Origin of the sequence: Citrobacter sp. CF971, assembly GCF_006385635.1 — a bacterium.
GTDB classification, from domain to species: Bacteria; Pseudomonadota; Gammaproteobacteria; order Enterobacterales; family Enterobacteriaceae; genus Citrobacter; species Citrobacter freundii.
Genome location: NZ_CP041051.1, coordinates 158,105 through 180,190, shown reverse-complemented (window position 1 = coordinate 180,190; position 22,086 = coordinate 158,105). Strand labels below are relative to the sequence as shown.

The window sequence follows — 22,086 nt, the reverse complement described above, 5'->3', positions numbered from 1 at the left end:
ACGTAAAGTCATAGATTAGCGACGCCTGATGACGTAATTTCTGCCTCGGAGGTACGTAAACAATGAATAAAATCCTGTTAGTTGATGATGACCGAGAGCTGACTTCCCTGTTAAAGGAGTTGCTCGAAATGGAAGGTTTCGATGTGCTGGTTGCCTATGATGGGGAACAGGCGCTTGAGCTTCTGGATGACAGCATCGATTTACTTTTGCTCGACGTCATGATGCCGAAGAAAAACGGCATTGATACGCTGAAAGCACTTCGTCAGACACACCAGACACCCGTAATCATGCTGACCGCTCGCGGCAGCGAATTGGATCGCGTACTTGGCCTTGAGCTGGGCGCGGACGACTATTTACCCAAACCGTTTAACGACCGTGAACTGGTCGCGCGCATCCGCGCTATTCTGCGTCGCTCACACTGGAGCGAACAGCAGCAGAACAGCGATAACGGCTCGCCGACTCTGGAAGTAGATGCGTTAAGCCTTAATCCGGGTCGCCAGGAAGCCAGCTTTGACGGGCAAATTCTGGAGTTAACCGGCACCGAATTCACCCTGCTTTATTTGCTGGCACAGCATCTCGGTCAGGTGGTTTCGCGTGAGCACCTGAGCCAGGAAGTGCTGGGTAAACGCCTGACGCCTTTCGATCGCGCTATCGATATGCATATCTCGAACCTGCGTCGTAAGCTGCCAGAGCGTAAAGACGGACACCCGTGGTTTAAAACCCTGCGTGGTCGCGGCTACCTGATGGTTTCCGCTTCATGATAGGGAGCTTAACCGCGCGCATCTTTGCCATCTTCTGGTTGACGCTGGCACTGGTGTTGATGTTGGTACTGATGTTACCCAAGCTCGACTCACGCCAGATGACCGAGCTACTGGACAGCGAGCAGCGCCAGGGGTTAATGATTGAGCAACACGTTGAAGCTGAACTGGCGAACGATCCACCCAACGATTTGATGTGGTGGCGTCGCTTGTTTCGGGCGATAGACAAGTGGGCGCCACCAGGACAGCGGTTATTACTTGTTACGACGGAAGGACGCGTGATCGGCGCAGAACGCAATGAAATGCAGATCATTCGTAACTTTATTGGTCAGGCCGATAACGCCGACCATCCGCAAAAGAAAAAATACGGTCGCGTTGAGATGGTCGGGCCTTTCTCCGTCAGAGACGGTGAAGATAACTACCAGCTGTATCTCATTCGACCAGCCAGCAGCTCACAATCTGACTTTATCAACCTGCTGTTTGACCGACCGCTGTTGTTGCTGATCGTCACCATGTTAGTCAGCTCTCCGCTATTGCTCTGGCTTGCCTGGAGTCTGGCGAAACCAGCGCGTAAGTTGAAAAACGCTGCGGATGAAGTGGCCCAGGGCAACCTGCGTCAACATCCGGAGCTGGAAGCCGGTCCGCAGGAGTTTCTGGCGGCAGGTGCCAGCTTTAACCAGATGGTGACGGCGCTGGAACGGATGATGACCACGCAGCAACGTCTGCTGTCGGACATCTCTCACGAGCTGAGAACACCGCTAACGCGTCTGCAACTGGGTACCGCTCTGCTGCGCCGTCGTAGCGGTGAGAGCAAAGAGCTGGAGCGCATTGAAACAGAAGCACACCGACTAGACAGCATGATCAACGACCTGCTGGTGATGTCACGTAATCAGCAGAAAAACGCGCTGGTCAGTGAAACGGTGAAAGCTAATCAGCTGTGGGGCGAAGTGCTGGATAACGCCGCCTTTGAAGCTGAGCAGATGGGTAAATCGCTCACGGTGAATTTCCCGCCGGGTCCGTGGCCGCTGTACGGTAACCCAAATGCGTTGGAAAGTGCGCTGGAAAACATTGTGCGCAATGCCCTGCGCTATTCACATACGAAGATTGAAGTTGGCTTCGCGGTGGATATCGACGGGATTACCATCACCGTGGACGACGATGGCCCAGGTGTAAGCCCTGAAGACAGAGAACAGATTTTCCGTCCGTTTTATCGTACCGATGAGGCGCGCGATCGCGAGTCTGGCGGAACAGGTCTGGGTCTGGCGATTGTTGAAACCGCAATCCAGCAGCATCGTGGCTGGGTGAAGGCCGAAGACAGCCCGCTGGGTGGTTTACGGCTGGTAATTTGGTTACCGTTGTATAAGCGTTCCTGAGTCTCTCTGTGTTGCCGGATGGCGGCGTAATGCCTCATCCGGCCTCCACGGACAGGGGGAATTATTTCCCCCACAAACGGCGGGAATTGTCTTCGATCTTGCCGCTTAAACGACGCTTTTGCATCGTTCTGGTCCAACTTTTTGATAACCCGGCAGCCGACAGTAAACGGTGATATTGCGAATCATCAAACGGCATATGCCAGGCGATAGCAATTGCCTCCCGCACGCTGACGTCGCTCACGCGTGACGCCAGGATCAACGGCGCGTCTGCAGATACCAGCCCTGCCGCGACGACGCTACACAGCCAGCCTGTCTTACCTGCATCCTGCATCTGGCAGGCCATATCGCTGATGCCAAAATGGAAATTCAACTTAAAGCACGGCGAGCGCGGCTGCGTGACCTGAATCAACGCCTCTCCCCACTGGAAAATGTCACCAATATACACATTCTCTTCAGTCAGCCCCTCAGTAGAGAGGTTCTCACCAAACGCGGGCGCGACAAATAGCTCCGCCTGCTCCGGAAACGCTTGTCTCCAGTGCTGATAGTGTTCACGCGGATAGTGACACAGCGCGCGATCCGGCCCGCCATGAATTTTCGCTTCCGCCTGTTCATCTCCCGTCAGCCCCAGTTCGGTCAGCATCAGCTCACCGTCAATCTGGACTTTAGCAATCGCGCTGGGACGGCTTCCCGTGTAGTCCCGAACTTTGCCCGTAAAAACATCGACCGGATATCGCATCTGTTCCCTCTCCCGATAAATTTCCCCCATTACACCACATTTATTTTACCCCAGTCGCTCAAAATGAGAGCACGGTTCACATGAAACTTAGGGACACATGCTATCAATGTAAGCTGGTTTTGAAACATCATTTCAAATAAGGAGTCGACAACGTGACTGGTCAATCGCAATTTGCTGGCGTCTGGTGTCCTTCCATTACGCCAATGGACAATGACGGTAAGATCGATCTCAACGGTCTAAGCCAGCATCTCAAACGCCTTACCGAGGCCAAAATCGATGTGATTTTGCTGATGGGTAGCATCGGGGAATTTGCTTCCTTTACGCTCGAAGAAAGGCTATTGCTGATCCGCGAGGCCCGCGCCATGAGCTCGCTGAAGATGGTCGCCAACGTCTCATCCACCTGCCAGAATGATGTATTGTTGATGGCGCAGGAAGCGTATCGCTCAGGTTACGATGCCGTGATGATCCTGCCGCCCTACTACTACGGACAAACGGCGAAACAGCTGCTGAGCTACTTCCGTCAGTTGGGGCAGAAACTCAGCGGCAAATGGTTTGCCTATAACTTCCCGGCACGCACCGGCTGCGATTTAACCCCCGAGCTGGTTGCCTCCCTCGCCGCTGAGTTCCCGAATTTCGCTGGTATCAAAGACACCGTCGACTGCCAGTCTCATACCCGCAGTATGATTCAGACCACCCGCGCCGTGCGGAAGGATTTTGCCGTGCTGTCCGGCTACGACGAATACTATATTCCCAACCTGTTAGCAGGTGGCGCAGGGATTATTTCAGGGTTGAACAACGTCATGCCGGAACTGTTTGTCAGCGCGCGGGAAGCGTTTAAACAGGGCGACCTGGCAGCGCTTCGCGATATTCAGGACCAGATTGGTACCTATATGTCCATCTATGCCATCGGCGAAGATTTTGTCACCACCATCAAAACCGTGGTATCGCGTAAGTTTGGCTATTGCTCCGGCGTGTCACGTAATGCCGGTGGAGAGTTGAACGAGAGTGAGTGTAGAACAATCGATGAGGTGTTTGTCGTCAAACGGTAAATAATTAAGCCGGATGGTGCAGACCATCCGGCTTAAGAGACTTACTTCACGGTGCCACGAAGATCAATTTCTGCCGCCCTTGCTTTGGCCCTTTTCGACCAGATAGACGTGATAATCGGCACCAGAATGGAGGTCACAATCACCGACGTGGCGACCAGGGAAGTTGCTGCCGGTGCCATCGGTTTAAATGCCGGAACCATTTCAGCAATCAGCACAGGCGTAGCAACCGCCGCCCCCGCAGAACTGGAAGCCGCAATCCCCGCCGTACCATCGCCACCACCAATCAGTTTATCGGCGATAATCAATGGAATACCAGTGATGATAATCACTGCCACGCCCAGCAGAATACCCAGCACGCCGGTCTGAGCAATCACGCTCAAATCAATGGTGTTACCTAATGCGAAGGCAAAGAACGGGATCAGCGTCTGCACGGCCTTACTGAAGAATTCCCGCAGCTCAGGATCCAGATTACCCAGTGCAAAACCAATCAGGAACGGCAATACTGCGCCAACAAATACGTGCGGTTCAAACGACGCGATCCCGGCAGTTCCCAGAATCACCATGGTCATCAGCGGGCCAGACTCCAGCGACATCAGGACAAACGCCCCAGCCTCTTCTTTGGTGCCGTACTGCTGCATAATCGAGGCATACAACCCGCCGTTGGTCATATCCATCGCGGCCACCAGCGCCAGCGTAGACAACCCAGCGAAGAATCCGACCTCTACGCCATGTTCCGGCAGAATGCGTGAGGCAATCGCTGCAACCACCCACGCCACCAGAATCTTGGTTATGACTAACGTACCTGATTTACGCAGCACGGTGCCGGTAGCGCTTAGCTTGATCGACGCCCCCATGCAAAAGAACCAGACCGCCAGGATAGGTACCGTACCGGTGATCATACCGTTGGTAAAGGAGCCGAAGTATTTCCCGGCGCCGGGGGAAAAGGTGTGACACAACGCGCCCAGGAAAAGCGGCACCAGCATCATACCGCCTGGGATTTTCTCTATCGTACGTTTGATCTGCATTTCCATCACCTGTAGACATAAAAATGGGGCAATTTTTATGGGCGATTGCATCTTGCTTTGAGATGCGCCCGTCTTGATGAAAAGAAGATAGACATTCATAGAGACTATAAAAGTGATCCCACTCGCATAATAAAACCTTGTTTCAATTTAAGTGGATCATTGTTTTTATATTGAGTTTGATCACAAAAAAACCCCACAAGCATCGCTTGCAGGGCTTCGTTAAAGCGTAGAACTTATTTTTTTGCTGCGAAACGTGCGGCAGCTTCGTCCCAGTTCACGACGTTCCAGAACTCTTTGATGTAGTCCGGGCGACGGTTCTGGAATTTCAGGTAGTAAGCGTGTTCCCAAACATCCAGGCCCACGATTGGGAAACCGGAAGCGCCAGAGATAGCTTCACCCATCAGCGGGGAATCCTGGTTGGCGGTGGAAACAACAGCCAGTTTGTCACCTTTCAGCACCAGCCACGCCCAGCCGGAGCCAAAGCGGGTTGCCGCTGCTTTTTCAAATTCAGCTTTGAAGTTGTCAACGGAGCCAAAGTCACGTTCGATAGCCGCTTTCAGGTCACCCTGCAGCGTAGTACCGGTTTTCAGGCCTTTCCAGAACAGGCTGTGGTTAGCGTGACCGCCCGCGTTGTTACGCAGTACGGTTTTCTTGTCTGCTGGCAGTTGATCCAGTTTGGTGATCAGCTCTTCAGCGGACAGGCTGGCGAATTCTGGCAGGCTTTCCAGCGCAGCGTTCGCGTTGTTTACGTAAGCCTGGTGGTGTTTGGTATGGTGGATTTCCATCGTCTGCTTATCGAAGTGCGGTTCAAGGGCATCATAAGCGTACGGCAGGGATGGCAGTGTATAACTCATAATCATCTCCAGTATTGTCGGGCGGCCTGTGTTAACGCCGCGTAAGCAGTTGGGTCATTATAGTTAATTAAATGATATTGAAAATGATTATCAATGCCGTACTTTTTACAAGGTTTTAATAGCGCATGTTGATTGCTAAAGATGTGAACCGAATCACCCAGTTAACGTGATGATTGCCAACATGCGCAAAATGGCGGCAATCGTTAAAAGGTTAACACCCTGCGTAATTTTTAAACTCGTTTGGTCGGAGGGGTCATTACCGACGATAAAAAATAACGAGGATTAAGTCATGAGTAACGCGATTACGATGGGTATCTTTTGGCATTTGATAGGCGCAGCCAGTGCCGCCTGTTTCTATGCCCCGTTCAAACAAGTCAAACATTGGTCATGGGAAACGATGTGGTCGGTTGGCGGGATCGTCTCTTGGCTTATCCTGCCATGGACCATTAGCGCCATGTTGCTTCCCAATTTCTGGGCCTACTTCAGTTCTTTCAGCCTCTCTACGCTGGCGCCTGTGTTTCTGTTCGGCGCGATGTGGGGGATTGGCAATATCAACTATGGTCTGACCATGCGCTATCTCGGTATGTCGATGGGGATCGGCATTGCAATTGGGATTACGTTGATTGTCGGCACGCTGATGACCCCAATTATCAACGGCAACTTTGATGTGCTGATCAATACTTCCGGCGGACGCATGACGCTGCTTGGCGTACTGGTCGCGCTGATTGGCGTCGGTATTGTGACTCGGGCCGGTCAGTTAAAAGAACGCAAAATGGGCATCAAAGCGGAAGAGTTCAACCTGAAAAAAGGGCTGGTTCTGGCGGTCATGTGCGGCATTTTCTCCGCCGGGATGTCATTTGCGATGAACGCCGCTAAACCAATGCACGATGCCGCCGCCGCGCTGGGTGTCGATCCATTGTATGTCGCCCTGCCCAGCTACGTGGTTATCATGGGCGGCGGCGCGTTAGTCAACCTGGGCTTTTGCTTCATTCGTCTGGCAAAAGTGAAAAACTTGTCGATAAAAGCCGACTTCTCGTTAGCCAAGCCACTGATTATCACCAACGTGCTGCTGTCTGCGCTTGGTGGCCTGATGTGGTATTTGCAATTCTTCTTCTACGCCTGGGGCCACGCGCGTATTCCGGCTCAATATGATTATGTAAGCTGGATGCTGCACATGAGCTTCTATGTTCTGTGCGGCGGGATTGTCGGGCTGGTACTGAAAGAGTGGAAAAACGCGGGTCGCCGTCCGGTCAGTGTGCTAAGCCTTGGCTGCGTGGTGATCATTGTCGCGGCAAACATTGTGGGTCTGGGAATGGCCAGCTAATCATGTTGGGTGCTGAGATGACGCCACTGGCTCGGCGTCATCCCGGTTTCGCGCGTGAACACTACCGAAAAGTAGTTACTGTCCTCAAAGCCGCAGCGCATGGAAATCTCACTGATCATTAACCGGCTATGCTTGAGCAGATACTGAGCATGGCAGACCCGCACCTGGCGGAGATACTGGTTGATGGTCATGCCGGTCTGGCTGCGAAACTGCTGGCGCAAAACGCGCTCGCTGCACCGTTCGCGCTCGCAAAACTTATTCAGTTCGAACGCATGCTCATGACTACCGGCTAACGCGGTGATCAGTTTATCCAGCAGCGTTTCGCTCGACGTCGCCGGGAGCGTATCCGTGGCATAACGATGCCGCTTAAGGTGGGTCACCAGTTGCCCAAACAGCAGCTCAGCCATGGTAAAAGCCTGCGCATCCCGTTGATTACTTTCATGCTCAAGCTGGCTTATCACCTGTCTGACCTGGCTCATGCCAACGCTACCGAGTCGCCAGTGCGGGTGCCTCGGCGCACCATCAAATCCGGGGATCGCCCCTTGCCAGTCAACATTCAGCGTCAACCGCTCCGGGCAGTAGATGATATTTTGCAGCACAAGGTCGTTAACGGAAGTGTAGGAGTGTTTATCTTCGGCGCGAATGTAAAACAGATCGCCACGGGTTATCCGGTACGGGCGATCGTTAAGGACATGCAGGCCATTACCGCGCCAGACCAGAACCAGCTCGCAAAACTCATGGGTATGCTCAGCAAAGACATCCTGCGGATAACGATCGGCTACGGCGACAGCCTGCTGTTCATGCGCAAAAAAGTCTGATTTCAGAAGGACCAGATGGTTCGCCATCACAATATTCCCTGCCGGGTGGCGGCTACGTGTCACGTAATCTGTAGGCCGGATAAGGCGTAGCCGCCATCCGGCGTTAAGGAACATGATTATCTGAGATTCGGCGATAAAAAACGTTGATAGCTTTCGCGTTACTGGAGGCTGCTTGCCACAACGAGATCGCGCCCCTGACGAATATCGCGTGGCGACCACTTGAACTCACGGCGAAAAAGCGTCGAAAAGTGGTTACTGTCGCCGAATCCGCAGATATAAGCGATGTCTGTCACGCTATCATCACTGTGACGAAGCAGATGCCGAGCCTTGATCAGCCGCAAGCGGTTAAGGTAGCGCTGCGGCGTCAATCCGGTTTGCTGTTTGAGCTGGCGATGCAGAGTACGCAAAGAGAGGGAAAACTTCTCGGCCAGCGCCTCCCAACACACCTCGTCGGCAAAGTTATCCTCCAGCCACGCCATCAGGAGGTTAAGCCGCGCGTCGTTATCGGTCGCTGCTTCCATCAGGCTGCTTTTACGCAGCAGCACCAGCAACTGCATAAACAGGATCTCGCGATTTGCCGCCGTTGGTGTATCCATCCCCTCACCGAGCGCTTCCATCTGCCCCACCAGTTGTCGAACCTGCTGCAACACACCCTGATTCACCCGCCAGTGCGAAGGATACTGCCCATTCTGTTCCTGAGGTAAAAGCTGATTCAGCCCAGCCAGAAATTGAAACGCATCCGGGGAGCGATACAACACATTGGTCAGGCACAGATTGTCAGTATGTTCATATAAATGCCGGTCATGATCGCGAACGAAACACACCGTACCGCCGCTGATGGTGTAAGGCTGTCCGTTGAACACATGGATCCCCGTTCCATGTTCGACCACCACAATTTCATGAAAATCATGATGATGTTCTGGAAACGCAGGTTGAGGAAGCCGCGGTTCAATAGCCACTGGCGCTTTACCTGTCGGAAAAAAATCCACGCAATGCAATATCGTCATGATGACATCCTTCCCGATCAAATGAACATGGCTGAATAGTAATTAAGGGTTATCACCCTCACCTTAAATTTTTGACGCCAAAGTGCGTAAACACGGTCAATTCTTCAAGAAATGGCGGGAAAGATCGGGAATTGCGGAAGACGTCACATCCGCTAAAACCGACCCTATTAATAGAAATTGTGAACAGCATCACGTTCACCTTTGCCATGTTGCCAGCCGCTAATTGTGGCTGTCACTGTCAAGAAGGTACGCGTTATCTGGGGTTCTTAGACTGAGTGCAATAAAACTCAGAAGGACCTCGCTATGACTTTTCGCCATTGTGTCGCAGTCGATCTCGGCGCATCCAGTGGGCGCGTAATGCTGGCGCGTTACGACAGTGAACACCGCACCCTGACGCTGCGTGAAATCCACCGCTTCGTGAACTGCCTGCAAAAAACAGACGGTTTTGACACCTGGGACATCGACAGCCTGGAAAACGATATTCGTCTTGGCCTGAAAAAAGTCTGCGATGAAGGCATTCGGATAGACAGCATCGGAATTGATACCTGGGGCGTGGATTACGTTCTGATCGATAACGTCGGTCGACGTGTCGGTCTGCCGGTCTCTTACCGTGACAGCCGCACGACCGGCATTATGGCGCAAGCGATGGCGCAGCCGGGTAAAGGTGAAATTTACCGCCGTAGCGGCATTCAGTTTCTGCCCTTTAACACCCTGTATCAGTTGCGTGCGCTGGTTGAACAACAGCCAGAACTGCTCCCGCAGGTGGCCCATGCCCTGCTGATCCCCGACTACTTCAGCTTTCGCCTGACCGGCAAAATGAACTGGGAATACACCAATGCCACCACCACCCAGTTAGTCAATATCAATACCGACGACTGGGATGACACTCTGCTGGCGTGGACCGGAGCAGACAAAGCCTGGTTTGGTCGTCCGACGCATCCGGGGAACGTAATTGGTCACTGGATTTGCCCGCAGAAAAATCAAATTCCGGTCGTAGCCGTCGCCAGTCACGACACGGCCAGCGCGGTCATTGCTTCTCCGCTGGCCGACAAAAACAGCGCCTATCTCTCTTCCGGGACCTGGTCGCTGATGGGCTTTGAGAGCAGAACGCCGTATACCAACGATGCGGCACTGGCGGCGAATATCACCAACGAAGGCGGCGCGGAAGGGCGCTACCGTGTCCTGAAAAATATTATGGGGCTGTGGCTGCTCCAGCGCGTATTAAAAGAGCGCCAGATTTCCGATCTGCCAACGCTTATCAGCCAAACGCAAGCGCTGCCGGCCTGCCAGTTCCTGATAAACCCGAACGACGATCGCTTTATCAACCCCGACGATATGAGTGCAGAAATTCAGGCAGCATGCCGTGAATCAGGCCAACCCGTACCCCTGCAAAACGCCGAACTGGCGCGCTGTATCTTCGACAGCCTGGCGTTGCTGTACGCCGACATCCTGCAAGAGCTGGCACAACTGCGTGGTGCAGCATTTAGCCAACTGCACATTGTCGGTGGCGGCTGCCAGAACACCTTACTGAACCAGTTGTGCGCGGATGCCTGCGGTATTCGCGTGATGTCCGGGCCAATTGAGGCCTCCACGCTCGGCAATATTGGCATCCAGCTGATGACGCTGGACGAGCTGAACAACGTTGATGATTTCCGTCAGGTGGTGCGCGCTAACTACGAACTGACCACCTTCATTCCCAATCCTGAAAGTGAAATTGCCCGCTACCAGGCGCAGTTTCAATCACTACGACAGACAAAGGAGCTTTGCGCATGACCACTCAACTTGAACAAGCCTGGGAACTGGCAAAACTGCGTTTCGCCGCGGTAGGCATTGATGTCGAGGCGGCCTTACGCCAGCTCGATCGTCTGCCGGTCTCCATGCACTGCTGGCAGGGCGATGATGTCGCCGGTTTCGAAAATCCGGAAGGTTCGCTCACTGGCGGTATTCAGGCTACCGGTAACTATCCGGGTAAAGCGCGTAACGCCACCGAACTGCGGGCCGATCTGGAGCAGGCGCTGAGCCTGATTCCGGGTCCAAAACGTCTGAATTTGCACGCGATCTATCTGGAATCTGATACGCCGGTTGCCCGCGATCAAATCAAACCTGAGCACTTTAAAAACTGGGTGGAGTGGGCGAAAACGAACCAGTTAGGACTGGATTTCAACCCATCCTGCTTCTCACACCCGCTGAGCGCCGACGGTTTCACGCTGGCCCACGCCGATGACACCATTCGCCAGTTCTGGATCGATCACTGCAAAGCCAGCCGTCGCGTCTCGGCGTATTTTGGCGAGCAGTTGGGTACGCCATCAGTGATGAACATCTGGATCCCGGATGGCATGAAAGACATCACTGTTGATCGTTTAGCGCCGCGCCAGCGTCTGCTGGACGCGCTGGACGAAGTGATCAGCGAGAAACTCGACCCGGCGCACCATATCGATGCCGTCGAAAGCAAGCTGTTTGGCATCGGTGCGGAAAGCTACACCGTGGGCTCTAACGAGTTCTACATGGGTTACGCCACCAGTCGCCAGACGGCGCTGTGTCTGGATGCGGGTCATTTCCATCCGACCGAAGTGATTTCCGACAAAATCTCCGCCGCCATGCTGTACGTGCCGCGCCTGCTGCTGCATGTCAGCCGTCCAGTGCGTTGGGACAGCGATCACGTGGTGCTGCTGGATGATGAAACGCAGGCGATTGCCAGCGAGATCGTGCGCCACAACCTGTTTGACCGCGTACACATCGGCCTCGACTTCTTCGACGCCTCCATTAACCGCATCGCCGCGTGGGTGATCGGTACCCGCAATATGAAAAAAGCCCTGCTGCGCGCGCTGTTAGAACCGACCGAGCAACTGCGCCAGCTCGAAGCCAGCGGCGACTACACCGCACGCCTGGCCCTGCTGGAAGAGCAAAAATCGCTGCCGTGGCAGGCCGTCTGGGAGATGTATTGCCAGCGTCACGACACGCCAGCGGGCAGCCAGTGGCTGGACAGCGTGCGCACTTATGAAAAAGAGATTTTGAGCAAACGTAGCTAACCGTGACGCCAGGCTTGTAGGCCGGATAAGACGCCCCGCGTCGCCATCCGGCAATGAATGAAACACGATTGCCGGATGGTGCTTCGCTTATCCGGCCTACGTAAGACCCGATAACGTTCGGGCAATAAACAGGAACACCGAACATGCAAAACATTACTACTTCCTGGTTCGTCCAGGGGATGATCAAAGCCACTTCTGATGCGTGGCTGAAAGGCTGGGACGAGCGTAACGGCGGCAATCTGACGCTGCGTCTTGATGAAGCAGATATCGCGCCATTTAGCGCCGATTTCGACGAAAAACCACGCTATATCGCGCTGAGTCAGCCGATGCCGCTGCTGGCGAATACGCCGTTTATCGTCACCGGTTCGGGGAAATTTTTCCGCAACGTCCAGCTCGATCCAGCAGCCAATTTGGGCGTGGTGAAAATCGACAGCGACGGTGCGGGCTACCACATCCTCTGGGGCCTGACTCACGAGGCCGTACCGACCTCTGAACTGCCGGCTCACTTCCTCTCTCACTGTGAACGCATTAAAGCGACGAACGGTAAAGACCGCGTGATCATGCACTGCCATGCCACCAACCTGATTGCTCTGACCTACGTGCTGGAAAACAACACCGCGCTGATTACCCGCAAGCTGTGGGAAGGCAGCACCGAGTGCCTGGTGGTGTTCCCGGATGGCGTTGGCATTCTGCCGTGGATGGTGCCAGGTACAGATGAAATTGGTCAGGCGACCGCCGAGGAAATGCAGAAACACTCGCTGGTACTGTGGCCATTCCACGGCGTGTTCGGCAGTGGACCCACCCTCGACGAAGCGTTCGGTTTGATCGATACCGCAGAGAAATCCGCTGAAGTTTTAGTCAAAATCTATTCGATGGGCGGTATGAAGCAGACCATTACGCGTGAAGAGCTGATCGCACTTGGCAAACGCTTCGGCGTGACGCCGCTGGCCAGCGCCATAGAGCTGTACTGATACCTCCCCACTCAACGCCGGATGCAGCTTCGCCTTATTCGGCCTACATGACGGTGCGCATTTCACCGTAGGCCCGATAAGCGTAGCGCCATCGGGCACCAGGGAATTTTTTTAAGGAGAATAGTGATGAGCTTTATGTTGGCACTGCCAAAAATTAGCCTGCATGGCGCCGGCGCGATTGCCGATATGGCGAACCTCGTGGCGAATAAACAATGGGGCAAAGCGCTGATCGTCACCGATGGTCAACTGGTAAAGCTGGGCCTGCTGGATAGCCTGTTTGCCGCGCTGGATGAACATCAGATGTCTTACCACCTGTTTGATGAGGTGTTTCCAAACCCGACGGAAGACCTGGTGCAGAAAGGTTTCGCGGCGTATCAGAACGCAGAATGTGACTACATTATTGCCTTCGGTGGCGGTAGCCCGATCGATACCGCTAAAGCGGTGAAGATCCTGACCGCCAACCCCGGCCCTTCTACTGCTTACTCCGGCGTAGGCAAAGTGAAAAATGCGGGTGTACCGCTGGTCGCCATCAATACCACCGCCGGTACGGCAGCAGAGATGACCAGCAACGCGGTCATTATCGACTCTGCTCGTAAGGTCAAAGAGGTGATCATCGACCCGAATATCATCCCGGATATCGCCGTGGATGACGCCAGCGTCATGCTGGACATCCCGGCATCCGTCACCGCCGCAACCGGTATGGACGCCTTAACCCACGCGGTGGAAGCCTATGTTTCCGTTGGTGCGCATCCGCTCACCGACGCTAACGCGCTGGAAGCGATTCGCCTGATCAACCTGTGGCTACCAAAAGCGGTCGACGACGGTCATAATCTCGACGCTCGTGAGCAAATGGCGTTTGGTCAGTATCTGGCGGGGATGGCCTTTAACAGCGCTGGTCTCGGTCTGGTGCATGCGCTGGCGCACCAGCCGGGCGCAACCCATAATCTGCCACACGGCGTCTGCAACGCCATCCTGCTGCCGGTAATCGAAAACTTTAACCGTCCAAACGCCGTGGCGCGCTTTGCCCGCGTAGCGCAGGCGATGGGCGTCGATACCCGTGACATGAGCGATGAAGCGGCAAGTATGGAGGCCATCAACGCGATTCGTGCACTCAGCAAGCGTGTCGGTATTCCTACGGGCTTTAGTTCACTTGGCGTGACGAAAGAGGATATTGAGGGCTGGCTGGATAAAGCGTTGGCCGATCCGTGTGCGCCGTGCAACCCGCGCACCGCCAGCCGCGACGAGGTCCGCGAGCTGTATCTGGAGGCGTTATGATTCGCAAGGCCTTTATAATGCAGGTGAATGCCGACGCGCACGTTGAGTACCAGCGTCGTCATAACCCCATCTGGCCAGAACTGGAAACAGTGCTGAAAGAACATGGCGCCCATCACTACGCGATTTATCTCGATCAGACGCGCAATCTGCTGTTCGCCACCGTTGAGATTGAGTCCGAAGAACGCTGGAATGCCGTTGCCAGCACCGACATTTGCCAACGTTGGTGGAAGCATATGCGCGACGTAATGCCGACCAACCCAGACAACAGTCCGGTCAGCGCAGAGCTAAAAGAAGTGTTTTATTTGCAGTAGTCTTGTAGGCCGGATATGGCGCTAACGCGCCGCATCCGGCACAACGCAACATAACAGCTAGTTCTGCTCAGAAACCAGAATCGCCTGGGTGTCAGGCTCCAGCGCTTTAAAGATATGCGCCTGGTCAGCGGGGTAACAAATATAGTCGCCCTCGCCTAACTCCTCCGGTGCTTCCGTCAATCCCACCATCGCCTTACCCTGCGTCACGATGATGTGTTCAACCGATCCCGGCGGATGCGGCTGTGAAATCCGATCCGCGCCCGGCTGCGTCAGCAGCAGATAGATATCCCGCCGTGCCCCCGGTGGGCAGGCGGCCAGTAAAATGGCCTGATAGTGGGCCTGCTCAGCCACAACTTTTGTTCCTTCGCCGCGGCGAATCACCTGCGTTTTTTGTTCCTGCGGCTCCAGCAGGCGCGCAAAGGGAATATCCAACGCCACACACAGCGACCAGAGCGTTTCCAGGCTAGGATTGCCATTGCCCGCTTCCAATTGCGAGAGTGTCGATTTTGCAATCCCTGCGCGACGGGCAATCTCTGCCAATGACAAACCGGTGCGCTGACGTTCACGCACCAGGCTTTTCGCGATCATACTGATGGGCTGGGTCATTCACGACTCCATGTTCTTTATATCGAACGAATCGTTCGACTTGTAATATTAACTGGTCGCGTTCATTATAATGGAAATTCGTTCGATATGGCTAAAATGGTATGAAACATTATTTTTCCAGTCTCAAAGGCGACACAATAAAAGCAATATTTTTAGTCTGTCTGGCCGTCGGCGTAGTCGGCATGTCATACGGCTCGCTGGCAATGGCCTACGGCTTCCCGCTGTGGGTACCGTTTGTGCTCTCAATTACCGTGCTGGCGGGTGCATCCGAGTTTATGTTTATCGGCATCGTCGCCAGCGGCGGTAACCCACTGGCGGCTGCGGCTGCCGGTTTACTGGTCAACGCCCGACACATCCCGTTTGGCGTCACGGTGCGCGATCTTGTGGGCTCCCGGGCTGCGAGTTTCCTCGGCTGTCATATCATGAACGACGAAAGCGTAGTATTCGGCCTGTCGCAAAAAACACCCGAACAACGTAAAGCAGCCTATTGGCTGTGCGGTCTGGGCGTCTCTATTTTCTGGCCTGTTGGCACACTGATCGGCGCGGGCGTCGGCAAACTGCTCCCCGCCCCGGAAACCATCGGTCTGGATGCCGTCTTCCCTGCAATTTTATTGGCCTTAGTGGTCCCGGCCTTTAAAAACCGCACCACACTGATTCGCGCCTGTAGCGGTGCCGGGTTGTCGCTTGCCGCCATCCCCTTTGCGCCGGTCGGTTTACCAGTTTTGCTCTCACTGTTTGGCTTACTGACGAGGAAAAAATAATGGGCAACATGACGCTGTTTATCGTCGGTATCGCCATCTTATCTCTGGGAACCTATTTAATGCGTTTAGGCGGAGCGAAGCTTGGGAGTCGTTTAGCGTTCTCGGAACGCTCGCAGGCGCTGCTTTCCGACGCCGCAACGGTACTACTGTTCTCCGTTGCGCTGGCGACCACCTTTTACGAAGGCGAACACTTTGCCGGTATGGCGCGGGTTCTTGGGGTTGGCTTCGCGGTATTTCTCGCCTGGCGCAAGCTGCCGCTAATCGTGGTGATCGTTGCCGCCGCGGTGGTGACCGCATTGTTAAGGATGGCGGGAATACACTAAAAAAATAATTACCCTGGCGAAATATTCATCAGGGTAATCGCCTGTAGCGTTGTGTGTTTTACCCCACAAAACCACGCGCTAACTCGGCCCCAAATTGTCATTCCACGCTGACATATTGCCGCTCATCTCTTCGCCATCTCGCCGTTAGAATCAAATCAAATAGTTTTAACGGAGCCCCCCACATGACAACCCTTACAGCTAACTGCATTGACCTGAATATTCAGGGGAATAGCGTGTATGCCATCCTCAAGCAACTGGCAGATATGGCGTTTCAGAATGGCTATGTCTCCGATCGCAGCATTTTCCTGCAAACGCTATTGCTGCGCGAAAAGCTGCATTCCACCGGCTTTGGCTCGGGTATTGCCGTCCCGCACGGTAAGAGCGCCTGCATCAGGCAGCCCTTTGTGTTGTTCGCGCGCAAGTCAGAAAACGTGGACTGGAAAGCCAGCGACGGCGAGGACGTCAACTGCTGGATCTGCCTCGGCGTGCCACAAACCGGCGAGGACGATCAGGTCAAAATCATCGGCACCCTGTGCCGCAAAATCATTCATCAGGATTTCATCGATCAACTGAAGCAAGGTGACGCCAGCCAGGTGCTCGCCCTGCTTAATCAGACCTTAACCTCATAAGGACGCGGCTATGGAGTCATCCTTACGTTTAGTGGCGATCACCAACTGTCCGGCGGGGATCGCCCACACTTATATGGTGGCAGAGGCGCTGGAGCAAAAAGCGCGCTCGCTCGGCCACACGATTAAAGTCGAAACCCAGGGCTCAAGCGGCGTCGAAAACCGCCTGAGCAATGAAGAGATTGCCGCTGCCGATTATGTCATTCTGGCCACCGGTCGCGGCCTGAGCGGCGAAGACCGGGCACGTTTTGCCGGGAAAAAAGTCTATGAAATCGCCATTTCCCAGGCGCTAAAAAATATCGACCTGATTTTTACGCAGTTACCGACGCATTCCCAACTTTTCGCCGCCGATAGCAGCGTGAAACTGGGAAAACAGGAGGTCCAGCACGGTAGCGTAATGAGCCACCTGATGGCGGGCGTTTCCGCCGCGCTGCCGTTTGTTATCGGCGGCGGTATTCTGGTCGCCATCGCCAATATGCTGGTGCAGTTCGGTTTGCCCTATACCGATATGTCGAAAGGCGCGCCGTCGTTCACCTGGATTGTTGAATCGATCGGCTATCTGGGCTTTACCTTTATGATCCCGATTATGGGGGCATATATTGCCTGGTCGATTGCCGATAAACCCGCTTTTGCCCCAGCATTTCTGGTGTGTTATCTGGCGAACGATAAAGGCCTGCTGGGTACGCAGTCCGGCGCAGGATTTCTCGGCGCGGTCGTACTCGGGCTGGCAATTGGCTACTTTGTCCTTTGGTTTCGCAAGGTTCGCCTCGGCAAAGCGCTACAGCCACTGCTTGGTTCTATGCTGATCCCGTTTGTCACTTTACTGGTGTTCGGCGTACTGACTTACTACGTCATCGGCCCGGTGATGTCCGACATCATGGGCGGTCTGCTGCACTTCCTGAACACCATTCCTCCATCCATGAAAATGGGCGCGGCCTTCCTCGTTGGTGCGATGCTGGCATTTGATATGGGCGGGCCAATCAATAAAACGGCCTGGTTCTTCTGCTTCTCACTGCTGGAAAAACATATCTATGACTGGTACGCCATCGTCGGCGTGGTGGCGCTGATGCCGCCCGTCGCGGCGGGAATCGCTACCTATTTAGCGCCTAAACTGTTTACGCAACAGGAGAAGGCCGCCGCCAGCAGTGCGATTGTCGTCGGCGCCACCGTCGCTACCGAGCCGGCCATCCCCTACGCACTGGCCGCGCCGCTGCCGATGATTACCGCCAATACGCTCTCCGGTGGCGTTACCGGCATGCTGGTTATCGCCTTTGGAATCAAACGCCTCGCGCCGGGTTTAGGTATCTTTGATCCGCTGATTGGCCTGATGTCTCCGGCGGGATCATTTTACCTGGTGCTGGCTATCGGTCTGGCACTGAACATTTCGTTAATTATTATCCTGAAAGGGTTGTGGCTGAAACGTAAAGCCGCGCAGCAGGAGCTTGCCCATGAACATTGAGTTACTTCAGCAGTTATGCGAAGCCAGCGCCGTCAGCGGCGATGAACAGGAAGTTCGTACTCTTCTCATTAACGCGCTGGAATCCAGCGTCGATGAAATCACCTTCGACGGCCTCGGTAGCTTTGTCGCCCGCAAAGGCAACCGCGGGCCGAAGGTGGCGGTTGTCGGCCATATGGATGAAGTCGGCTTTATGGTCACGCATATCGACGAGAGCGGATTTTTGCGCTTCACCACCATTGGTGGTTGGTGGAGCCAGTCGATGCTGAACCACCGGGTCACCATTCGCACACGCAAGGGATTTAAAATCCCTGGTATTATCGGCTCCGTCGCTCCGCACGCGTTGACGGAAAAGCAGAAACAGCAGCCGCTGACCTTTGACGAGATGTTTATCGATATTGGCGCTAACAGCCACGAAGAAGTAGAAAAATACGGGATTGCGATCGGTGACTTCATTAGCCCGGAAGCCAATTTCGCTCGCTGGGGCGAAGATAAGATCGTCGGTAAAGCGTTGGATAACCGCGTCGGCTGCGCGCTGATGGCTGAGCTGTTACAAACCGTCGATAACCCTGACATTACCCTGTACGGCGTGGGCAGCGTGGAAGAAGAGGTCGGGCTGCGCGGAGCGCAAACCTCGGCCGAGCATATCAAGCCCGACGTGGTGATAGTGCTGGATACCGCAGTTGCGGGCGATGTGCCCGGAATCGACGCCATCAAATACCCGCTCAAGCTTGGCGATGGCCCTGGCCTGATGCTGTTCGATAAGCGCTATTTTCCCAATCAACAGCTGGTCGCCGCGTTAAAAGCGTGTGCCAAAAACAGCGATGCGCCTTTGCAGTTCTGCACCATGAAAACCGGGGCGACGGACGGCGGACGCTATAACGTTATGGGAGGGGGTCGTCCGGTGGCGGCACTCTGCCTGCCGACACGCTATCTCCACGCCAACAGCGGCATGATTTCCGCAGCAGATTACGACGCGCTGTTTACGCTGGTGCGCGAGCTGCTGAGCTCGCTGACGGCAGAAAAAGTGAAATCCTTCACCGACTTTCTCCAGGTGAATTAATGTTATCGGAACGCCAGTTAAAAATTGTGGATATTCTTGAACAGCAGCCGTGTCCGTTGGGCGAGCTGGCGCGACAAACTGGCGTTTCGAGTCGAACCATCCTGCGTGATATTGATTACCTCAATTTTACCCTCAGCGGTAAGGCTCGTATTCAGCCTGGCGGCAACGCGGGTTATCAACTGGATATCGTCGACAGACGCGGTTATTTTCAGCTTCTGCAACGCCATGATAATGATGACCGGTTGCTGGCCTTTCTTCTGCTTAATACCTTTACACCCCGCGTACAGCTGGCTTCAGCACTCAATTTACCTGAAACCTGGGTGGCAGATCGTCTCCCGCGTTTGAAACAGCGCTATGAGCGCGCCTTTTGTCTTGCCAGCCGCCCGGGCGTCGGTCATTTCATTGATGAACCAGAAGAAAAACGCATAATCCTGCTGGCAAATCTGCTTAAAAAAGATCCACTCTTAATTCCACTGCCAGGTATTACCCGAGACAACATCGACAGGCTCAACACTGCATGTGAAAAACTTGATGAATTCCCGTTCATCTCGGGAGAGTACCTGGCAAGTCTGGTGCTGGCAGTCTACGCCCTGCGTAATCAGCTCACCGGATCGTGGCCGGAGTGTCGGTATATATCACTGAAAAATGCGGTGGAACAAGGAGGAGTCTACCTTGGCGAAAACGCTTTCAGAACCCTGATCGGTCTTCTGGAAATCAGGCAACGTCAGGCAATGACCATCTCGGCCGATGCGGTGACCTGCTTGTTAAAAAGCGTTCCCGGCATTGCCGCGTTGAACGTTATCGATGCCCAACTGGTTGAAAATATTACTGGCCACCTGTTGAGATGCGTCTCTGCCCCGGTTTGGGTACCGGAGCATCGCCAGAGCAGTATGCATAACCTGAAGTCTACCTGGCCTGCCGCTTTCGATTTGAGTTTGCGTTTTATCGCCCTGTTGCGCGAAAAACTGGATATCCCGTTGTTCGATAGCGATCTCATCGGGCTTTACTTCGCCTGTGCGCTGGAGCGGCATCAAAACGAGCGTCAGCCGGTCATTTTATTATCCGACCAGAATGCTATCGCCACCATCAACCAACAGGCTATTGAGCGGGATGTCCTGAATTGTCGGGTGATCATTGCGCGAAATACAAGTGAAGTCAGCGCCATCAGCGAAGAAGTCACCCCGCTGTTAATCGTCAACAATAGTCACTATCTGCTTGATGAATCTCTAAAAAACACCTTAACCATCAAGAATATTATCACCGCAGCGGGTACCGAGCAGATCAAACACTTCCTTGCGACGGCCTTTATCCGCCAGCAGCCCGAACGTTTCTTTTTACAGCAGGGCTGCTTCCATTACGCCAATATGAAGGCCGAAAGCTGGCAGAGCATCATCGGTCGGATCTGCGGCCAGCTTGTGGCCCAGGGCCATATCACTGAGGACGAAGCGCTACGCATTTGCGCCCGGGAGCATGAAGGTGAAAACTTGATAGTGAATCGCCTGGCGATTCCTCATTGCTGGAGCGAACAGGAGCGTCGTTTCCGCGGTTTCTTTATCACCCTCGCACAGCCCATTTTGGTGAATAACGAACCCGTCAGTCATGTCCTGATCGCCTGTGCCGCCGCCGAGGCGCGGCATGAACTAAAAATCTTCAGTTATTTATCCAGCGTACTGAGCAGCCATCAGGCTGATACTATTGCGGGATTGACCGGATATGAAGCGTTTATTGCATTGCTCAGGCAGTAATATCAGAAATGAAAAAAGCGCCTCAAGGGCGCTCTTTCGACAGTACTGAGGTATCTTATTTCAGCAGTTCAGCAGTCATGTGCACGCGGTTACCGGTGTAAGCCTGAGTGATTTTATAATCGCTGGCGCCTGCACGTTCAGCCTGGGCGGCAATTTTTGCTTCAGCACTTTCCAGCGTAGAACCGGTTGCAGTAACTGTCTGAGCAGCGAAAGAACCGAAAGAAGTAGCCAGAGCGATAACTGCGACAAAAGTTTTGATGTTTTTCATGATATAAACCCTTTAACTTAGTTGTTTGAGTAAGGCACCGTGCCTTGATGTGATAAATAATAGCCCTCACATCGCACAACTAAAAGCGGAAGGATTTGCCAGTCTTATTCAAATTATTTGAGAGATAAAGTGTCACGTAATCAGGAATCACAATGGCTTGCTGGCAGCCGTAGAAAAACGCAACCGGCAGGTAGTTGGTTACTTCGTCAAGGTGAACCACAAAGTAAAATTCATCTTTTGCATCATGGTGTTGCTCGTGCGGTTTATCACGCGGACAACGGCATTGAAAGGGTTAAAGAATTCTACTTTGCCGGAGAATACTGCTTTCTGTACCTGAACTGGCTAACTAACACGCCTGCCGATTACAGTCTGCAAATGATCGCCGCTGGAGAAACCACTGAAATCCCCTTGGCGTTGCTGAATGCACCGGAAAATCAGGAGATTAAGACCCAGCTACTGATCCAGCAATTGATCTACAAAGAGAAAAAAGAGCAAATGCTGCTGCTCAATACCCCAGAGCAACGCTACCAGTACGTACAAACACACTTCCCGGACTGGGAGTCGCAGCTCACTCAGCGTGATCTCGCCAACTATATCGGCATTACCCCCGTTAGCCTGTCCCGTATTCGCCAGCGTCTTAACAAAGGTTAACGCCTTACGTTGATGCGTCGATTATTGTCCCGTCACTCTTTAATCGATGGCGACCAC

The 22,086-nt window shown here is 53.9% G+C and carries 23 protein-coding genes; 16 read left to right on the top strand and 7 right to left on the bottom strand.

Annotated elements, in window-relative coordinates:
- Nucleotides 1–62 precede the first annotated feature (62 nt).
- Complete coding sequence (gene cpxR, locus E6P06_RS04360; protein WP_003028763.1) at nucleotides 63–761, top strand: envelope stress response regulator transcription factor CpxR; 699 nt, start codon at nucleotides 63–65, stop codon at nucleotides 759–761.
- Entirely contained in the window at nucleotides 758–2,131 is a 1,374-nt protein-coding gene (gene cpxA / locus E6P06_RS04355) for an envelope stress sensor histidine kinase CpxA (protein ID WP_003840485.1), read from the top strand. The genes cpxR and cpxA overlap by 4 nt, the downstream gene beginning before the upstream one ends.
- Before the next feature lie 61 nt (nucleotides 2,132–2,192).
- Here cpxA and yiiM read toward each other — a convergent pair whose 3' ends face one another.
- Complete coding sequence (yiiM, locus tag E6P06_RS04350; protein WP_003028749.1) at nucleotides 2,193–2,867, bottom strand: 6-hydroxyaminopurine reductase; 675 nt, start codon at nucleotides 2,865–2,867, stop codon at nucleotides 2,193–2,195.
- A gap of 152 nt (nucleotides 2,868–3,019) precedes the next feature.
- Between yiiM and E6P06_RS04345 the strand changes: the two genes are divergently transcribed.
- Nucleotides 3,020–3,916: a dihydrodipicolinate synthase family protein gene (locus E6P06_RS04345; protein WP_139934973.1), complete on the top strand. Its 897-nt coding sequence runs from the start codon at nucleotides 3,020–3,022 to the stop codon at nucleotides 3,914–3,916.
- A gap of 41 nt (nucleotides 3,917–3,957) precedes the next feature.
- On the opposite strand, the gene kdgT is transcribed toward E6P06_RS04345, so the two are convergent.
- Together kdgT and sodA are read right to left on the bottom strand one after the other, a co-directional pair.
- Nucleotides 3,958–4,941, bottom strand: a complete 984-nt coding sequence (gene kdgT, locus E6P06_RS04340; RefSeq protein ID WP_003028743.1) for a 2-keto-3-deoxygluconate transporter — start codon at nucleotides 4,939–4,941, stop codon at nucleotides 3,958–3,960.
- A gap of 233 nt (nucleotides 4,942–5,174) precedes the next feature.
- Nucleotides 5,175–5,795 (bottom strand): superoxide dismutase [Mn], encoded by a 621-nt coding sequence (sodA, locus tag E6P06_RS04335; protein ID WP_003840480.1) that lies wholly within the window; start codon nucleotides 5,793–5,795, stop codon nucleotides 5,175–5,177.
- Nucleotides 5,796–6,084: 289 nt separating this feature from the next.
- Between sodA and rhaT the strand changes: the two genes are divergently transcribed.
- Complete coding sequence (rhaT, locus tag E6P06_RS04330; RefSeq protein ID WP_003840477.1) at nucleotides 6,085–7,119, top strand: L-rhamnose/proton symporter RhaT; 1,035 nt, start codon at nucleotides 6,085–6,087, stop codon at nucleotides 7,117–7,119.
- Here the strand turns inward: rhaT and rhaR are convergent.
- Nucleotides 7,116–7,964: an HTH-type transcriptional activator RhaR gene (gene rhaR, locus E6P06_RS04325; RefSeq protein ID WP_003840475.1), complete on the bottom strand. Its 849-nt coding sequence runs from the start codon at nucleotides 7,962–7,964 to the stop codon at nucleotides 7,116–7,118. The genes rhaT and rhaR overlap by 4 nt on opposite strands.
- A gap of 131 nt (nucleotides 7,965–8,095) precedes the next feature.
- On the bottom strand, nucleotides 8,096–8,944 hold the full coding sequence (gene rhaS / locus E6P06_RS04320; RefSeq protein WP_139934972.1) for an HTH-type transcriptional activator RhaS: 849 nt from the start codon (nucleotides 8,942–8,944) through the stop codon (nucleotides 8,096–8,098).
- A gap of 303 nt (nucleotides 8,945–9,247) precedes the next feature.
- On the opposite strand from rhaS, the gene rhaB reads away from it, so the two are divergent.
- From rhaB to rhaM, 5 genes are all read left to right on the top strand, one after another.
- Entirely contained in the window at nucleotides 9,248–10,717 is a 1,470-nt protein-coding gene (gene rhaB / locus E6P06_RS04315) for a rhamnulokinase (RefSeq protein ID WP_054527929.1), read from the top strand.
- A complete protein-coding gene (rhaA, locus tag E6P06_RS04310) occupies nucleotides 10,714–11,973 on the top strand; it encodes an L-rhamnose isomerase (protein ID WP_049002116.1) in 1,260 nt (419 codons plus the stop codon). The genes rhaB and rhaA overlap by 4 nt, the downstream gene beginning before the upstream one ends.
- Nucleotides 11,974–12,116: 143 nt before the next feature.
- Nucleotides 12,117–12,944: a rhamnulose-1-phosphate aldolase gene (gene rhaD / locus E6P06_RS04305; RefSeq protein WP_086529718.1), complete on the top strand. Its 828-nt coding sequence runs from the start codon at nucleotides 12,117–12,119 to the stop codon at nucleotides 12,942–12,944.
- 126 nt (nucleotides 12,945–13,070) lie between these two features.
- Nucleotides 13,071–14,219: a lactaldehyde reductase gene (gene fucO, locus E6P06_RS04300; RefSeq protein WP_139934971.1), complete on the top strand. Its 1,149-nt coding sequence runs from the start codon at nucleotides 13,071–13,073 to the stop codon at nucleotides 14,217–14,219.
- The gene (gene rhaM, locus E6P06_RS04295) at nucleotides 14,216–14,530 is read left to right on the top strand and encodes an L-rhamnose mutarotase (protein WP_139934970.1); all 315 of its coding nucleotides are present in this window, start codon (nucleotides 14,216–14,218) and stop codon (nucleotides 14,528–14,530) included. Before fucO ends, rhaM begins: the two co-directional genes overlap by 4 nt.
- A 57-nt stretch (nucleotides 14,531–14,587) precedes the next feature.
- Here rhaM and E6P06_RS04290 read toward each other — a convergent pair whose 3' ends face one another.
- Nucleotides 14,588–15,136, bottom strand: a complete 549-nt coding sequence (locus E6P06_RS04290; protein ID WP_003028726.1) for a helix-turn-helix domain-containing protein — start codon at nucleotides 15,134–15,136, stop codon at nucleotides 14,588–14,590.
- 101 nt (nucleotides 15,137–15,237) lie between these two features.
- Here E6P06_RS04290 and E6P06_RS04285 point away from each other — a divergent pair, with 101 nt between their 5' ends.
- The 6 genes from E6P06_RS04285 to E6P06_RS04260 all read left to right on the top strand — a co-directional run bounded on the left by E6P06_RS04285 (nucleotide 15,238) and on the right by E6P06_RS04260 (nucleotide 21,110).
- Entirely contained in the window at nucleotides 15,238–15,897 is a 660-nt protein-coding gene (locus E6P06_RS04285) for an AzlC family ABC transporter permease (protein ID WP_139934969.1), read from the top strand.
- Nucleotides 15,897–16,220: an AzlD domain-containing protein gene (locus tag E6P06_RS04280; protein WP_003847885.1), complete on the top strand. Its 324-nt coding sequence runs from the start codon at nucleotides 15,897–15,899 to the stop codon at nucleotides 16,218–16,220. Before E6P06_RS04285 ends, E6P06_RS04280 begins: the two co-directional genes overlap by 1 nt.
- 182 nt (nucleotides 16,221–16,402) lie before the next feature.
- Entirely contained in the window at nucleotides 16,403–16,849 is a 447-nt protein-coding gene (locus E6P06_RS04275; RefSeq protein WP_003847887.1) for a PTS fructose transporter subunit IIA, read from the top strand.
- A gap of 10 nt (nucleotides 16,850–16,859) precedes the next feature.
- The gene (locus tag E6P06_RS04270) at nucleotides 16,860–18,305 is read left to right on the top strand and encodes a PTS fructose-like transporter subunit IIBC (RefSeq protein WP_003847888.1); all 1,446 of its coding nucleotides are present in this window, start codon (nucleotides 16,860–16,862) and stop codon (nucleotides 18,303–18,305) included.
- On the top strand, nucleotides 18,295–19,365 hold the full coding sequence (locus tag E6P06_RS04265) for an aminopeptidase (RefSeq protein ID WP_003847889.1): 1,071 nt from the start codon (nucleotides 18,295–18,297) through the stop codon (nucleotides 19,363–19,365). Before E6P06_RS04270 ends, E6P06_RS04265 begins: the two co-directional genes overlap by 11 nt.
- Nucleotides 19,365–21,110, top strand: coding sequence for a putative frv operon regulatory protein (locus E6P06_RS04260; RefSeq protein ID WP_003847892.1), 1,746 nt, complete (start codon nucleotides 19,365–19,367; stop codon nucleotides 21,108–21,110). Before E6P06_RS04265 ends, E6P06_RS04260 begins: the two co-directional genes overlap by 1 nt.
- Nucleotides 21,111–21,165: 55 nt before the next feature.
- Here E6P06_RS04260 and E6P06_RS04255 read toward each other — a convergent pair whose 3' ends face one another.
- Complete coding sequence (locus E6P06_RS04255; RefSeq protein WP_139934968.1) at nucleotides 21,166–21,378, bottom strand: DUF1471 domain-containing protein; 213 nt, start codon at nucleotides 21,376–21,378, stop codon at nucleotides 21,166–21,168.
- Nucleotides 21,379–21,507: 129 nt separating this feature from the next.
- Here E6P06_RS04255 and E6P06_RS04250 point away from each other — a divergent pair, with 129 nt between their 5' ends.
- Nucleotides 21,508–22,029 (top strand): Crp/Fnr family transcriptional regulator, encoded by a 522-nt coding sequence (locus E6P06_RS04250; protein WP_003847894.1) that lies wholly within the window; start codon nucleotides 21,508–21,510, stop codon nucleotides 22,027–22,029.
- The last annotated feature ends 57 nt before the right edge of the window (nucleotides 22,030–22,086 follow it).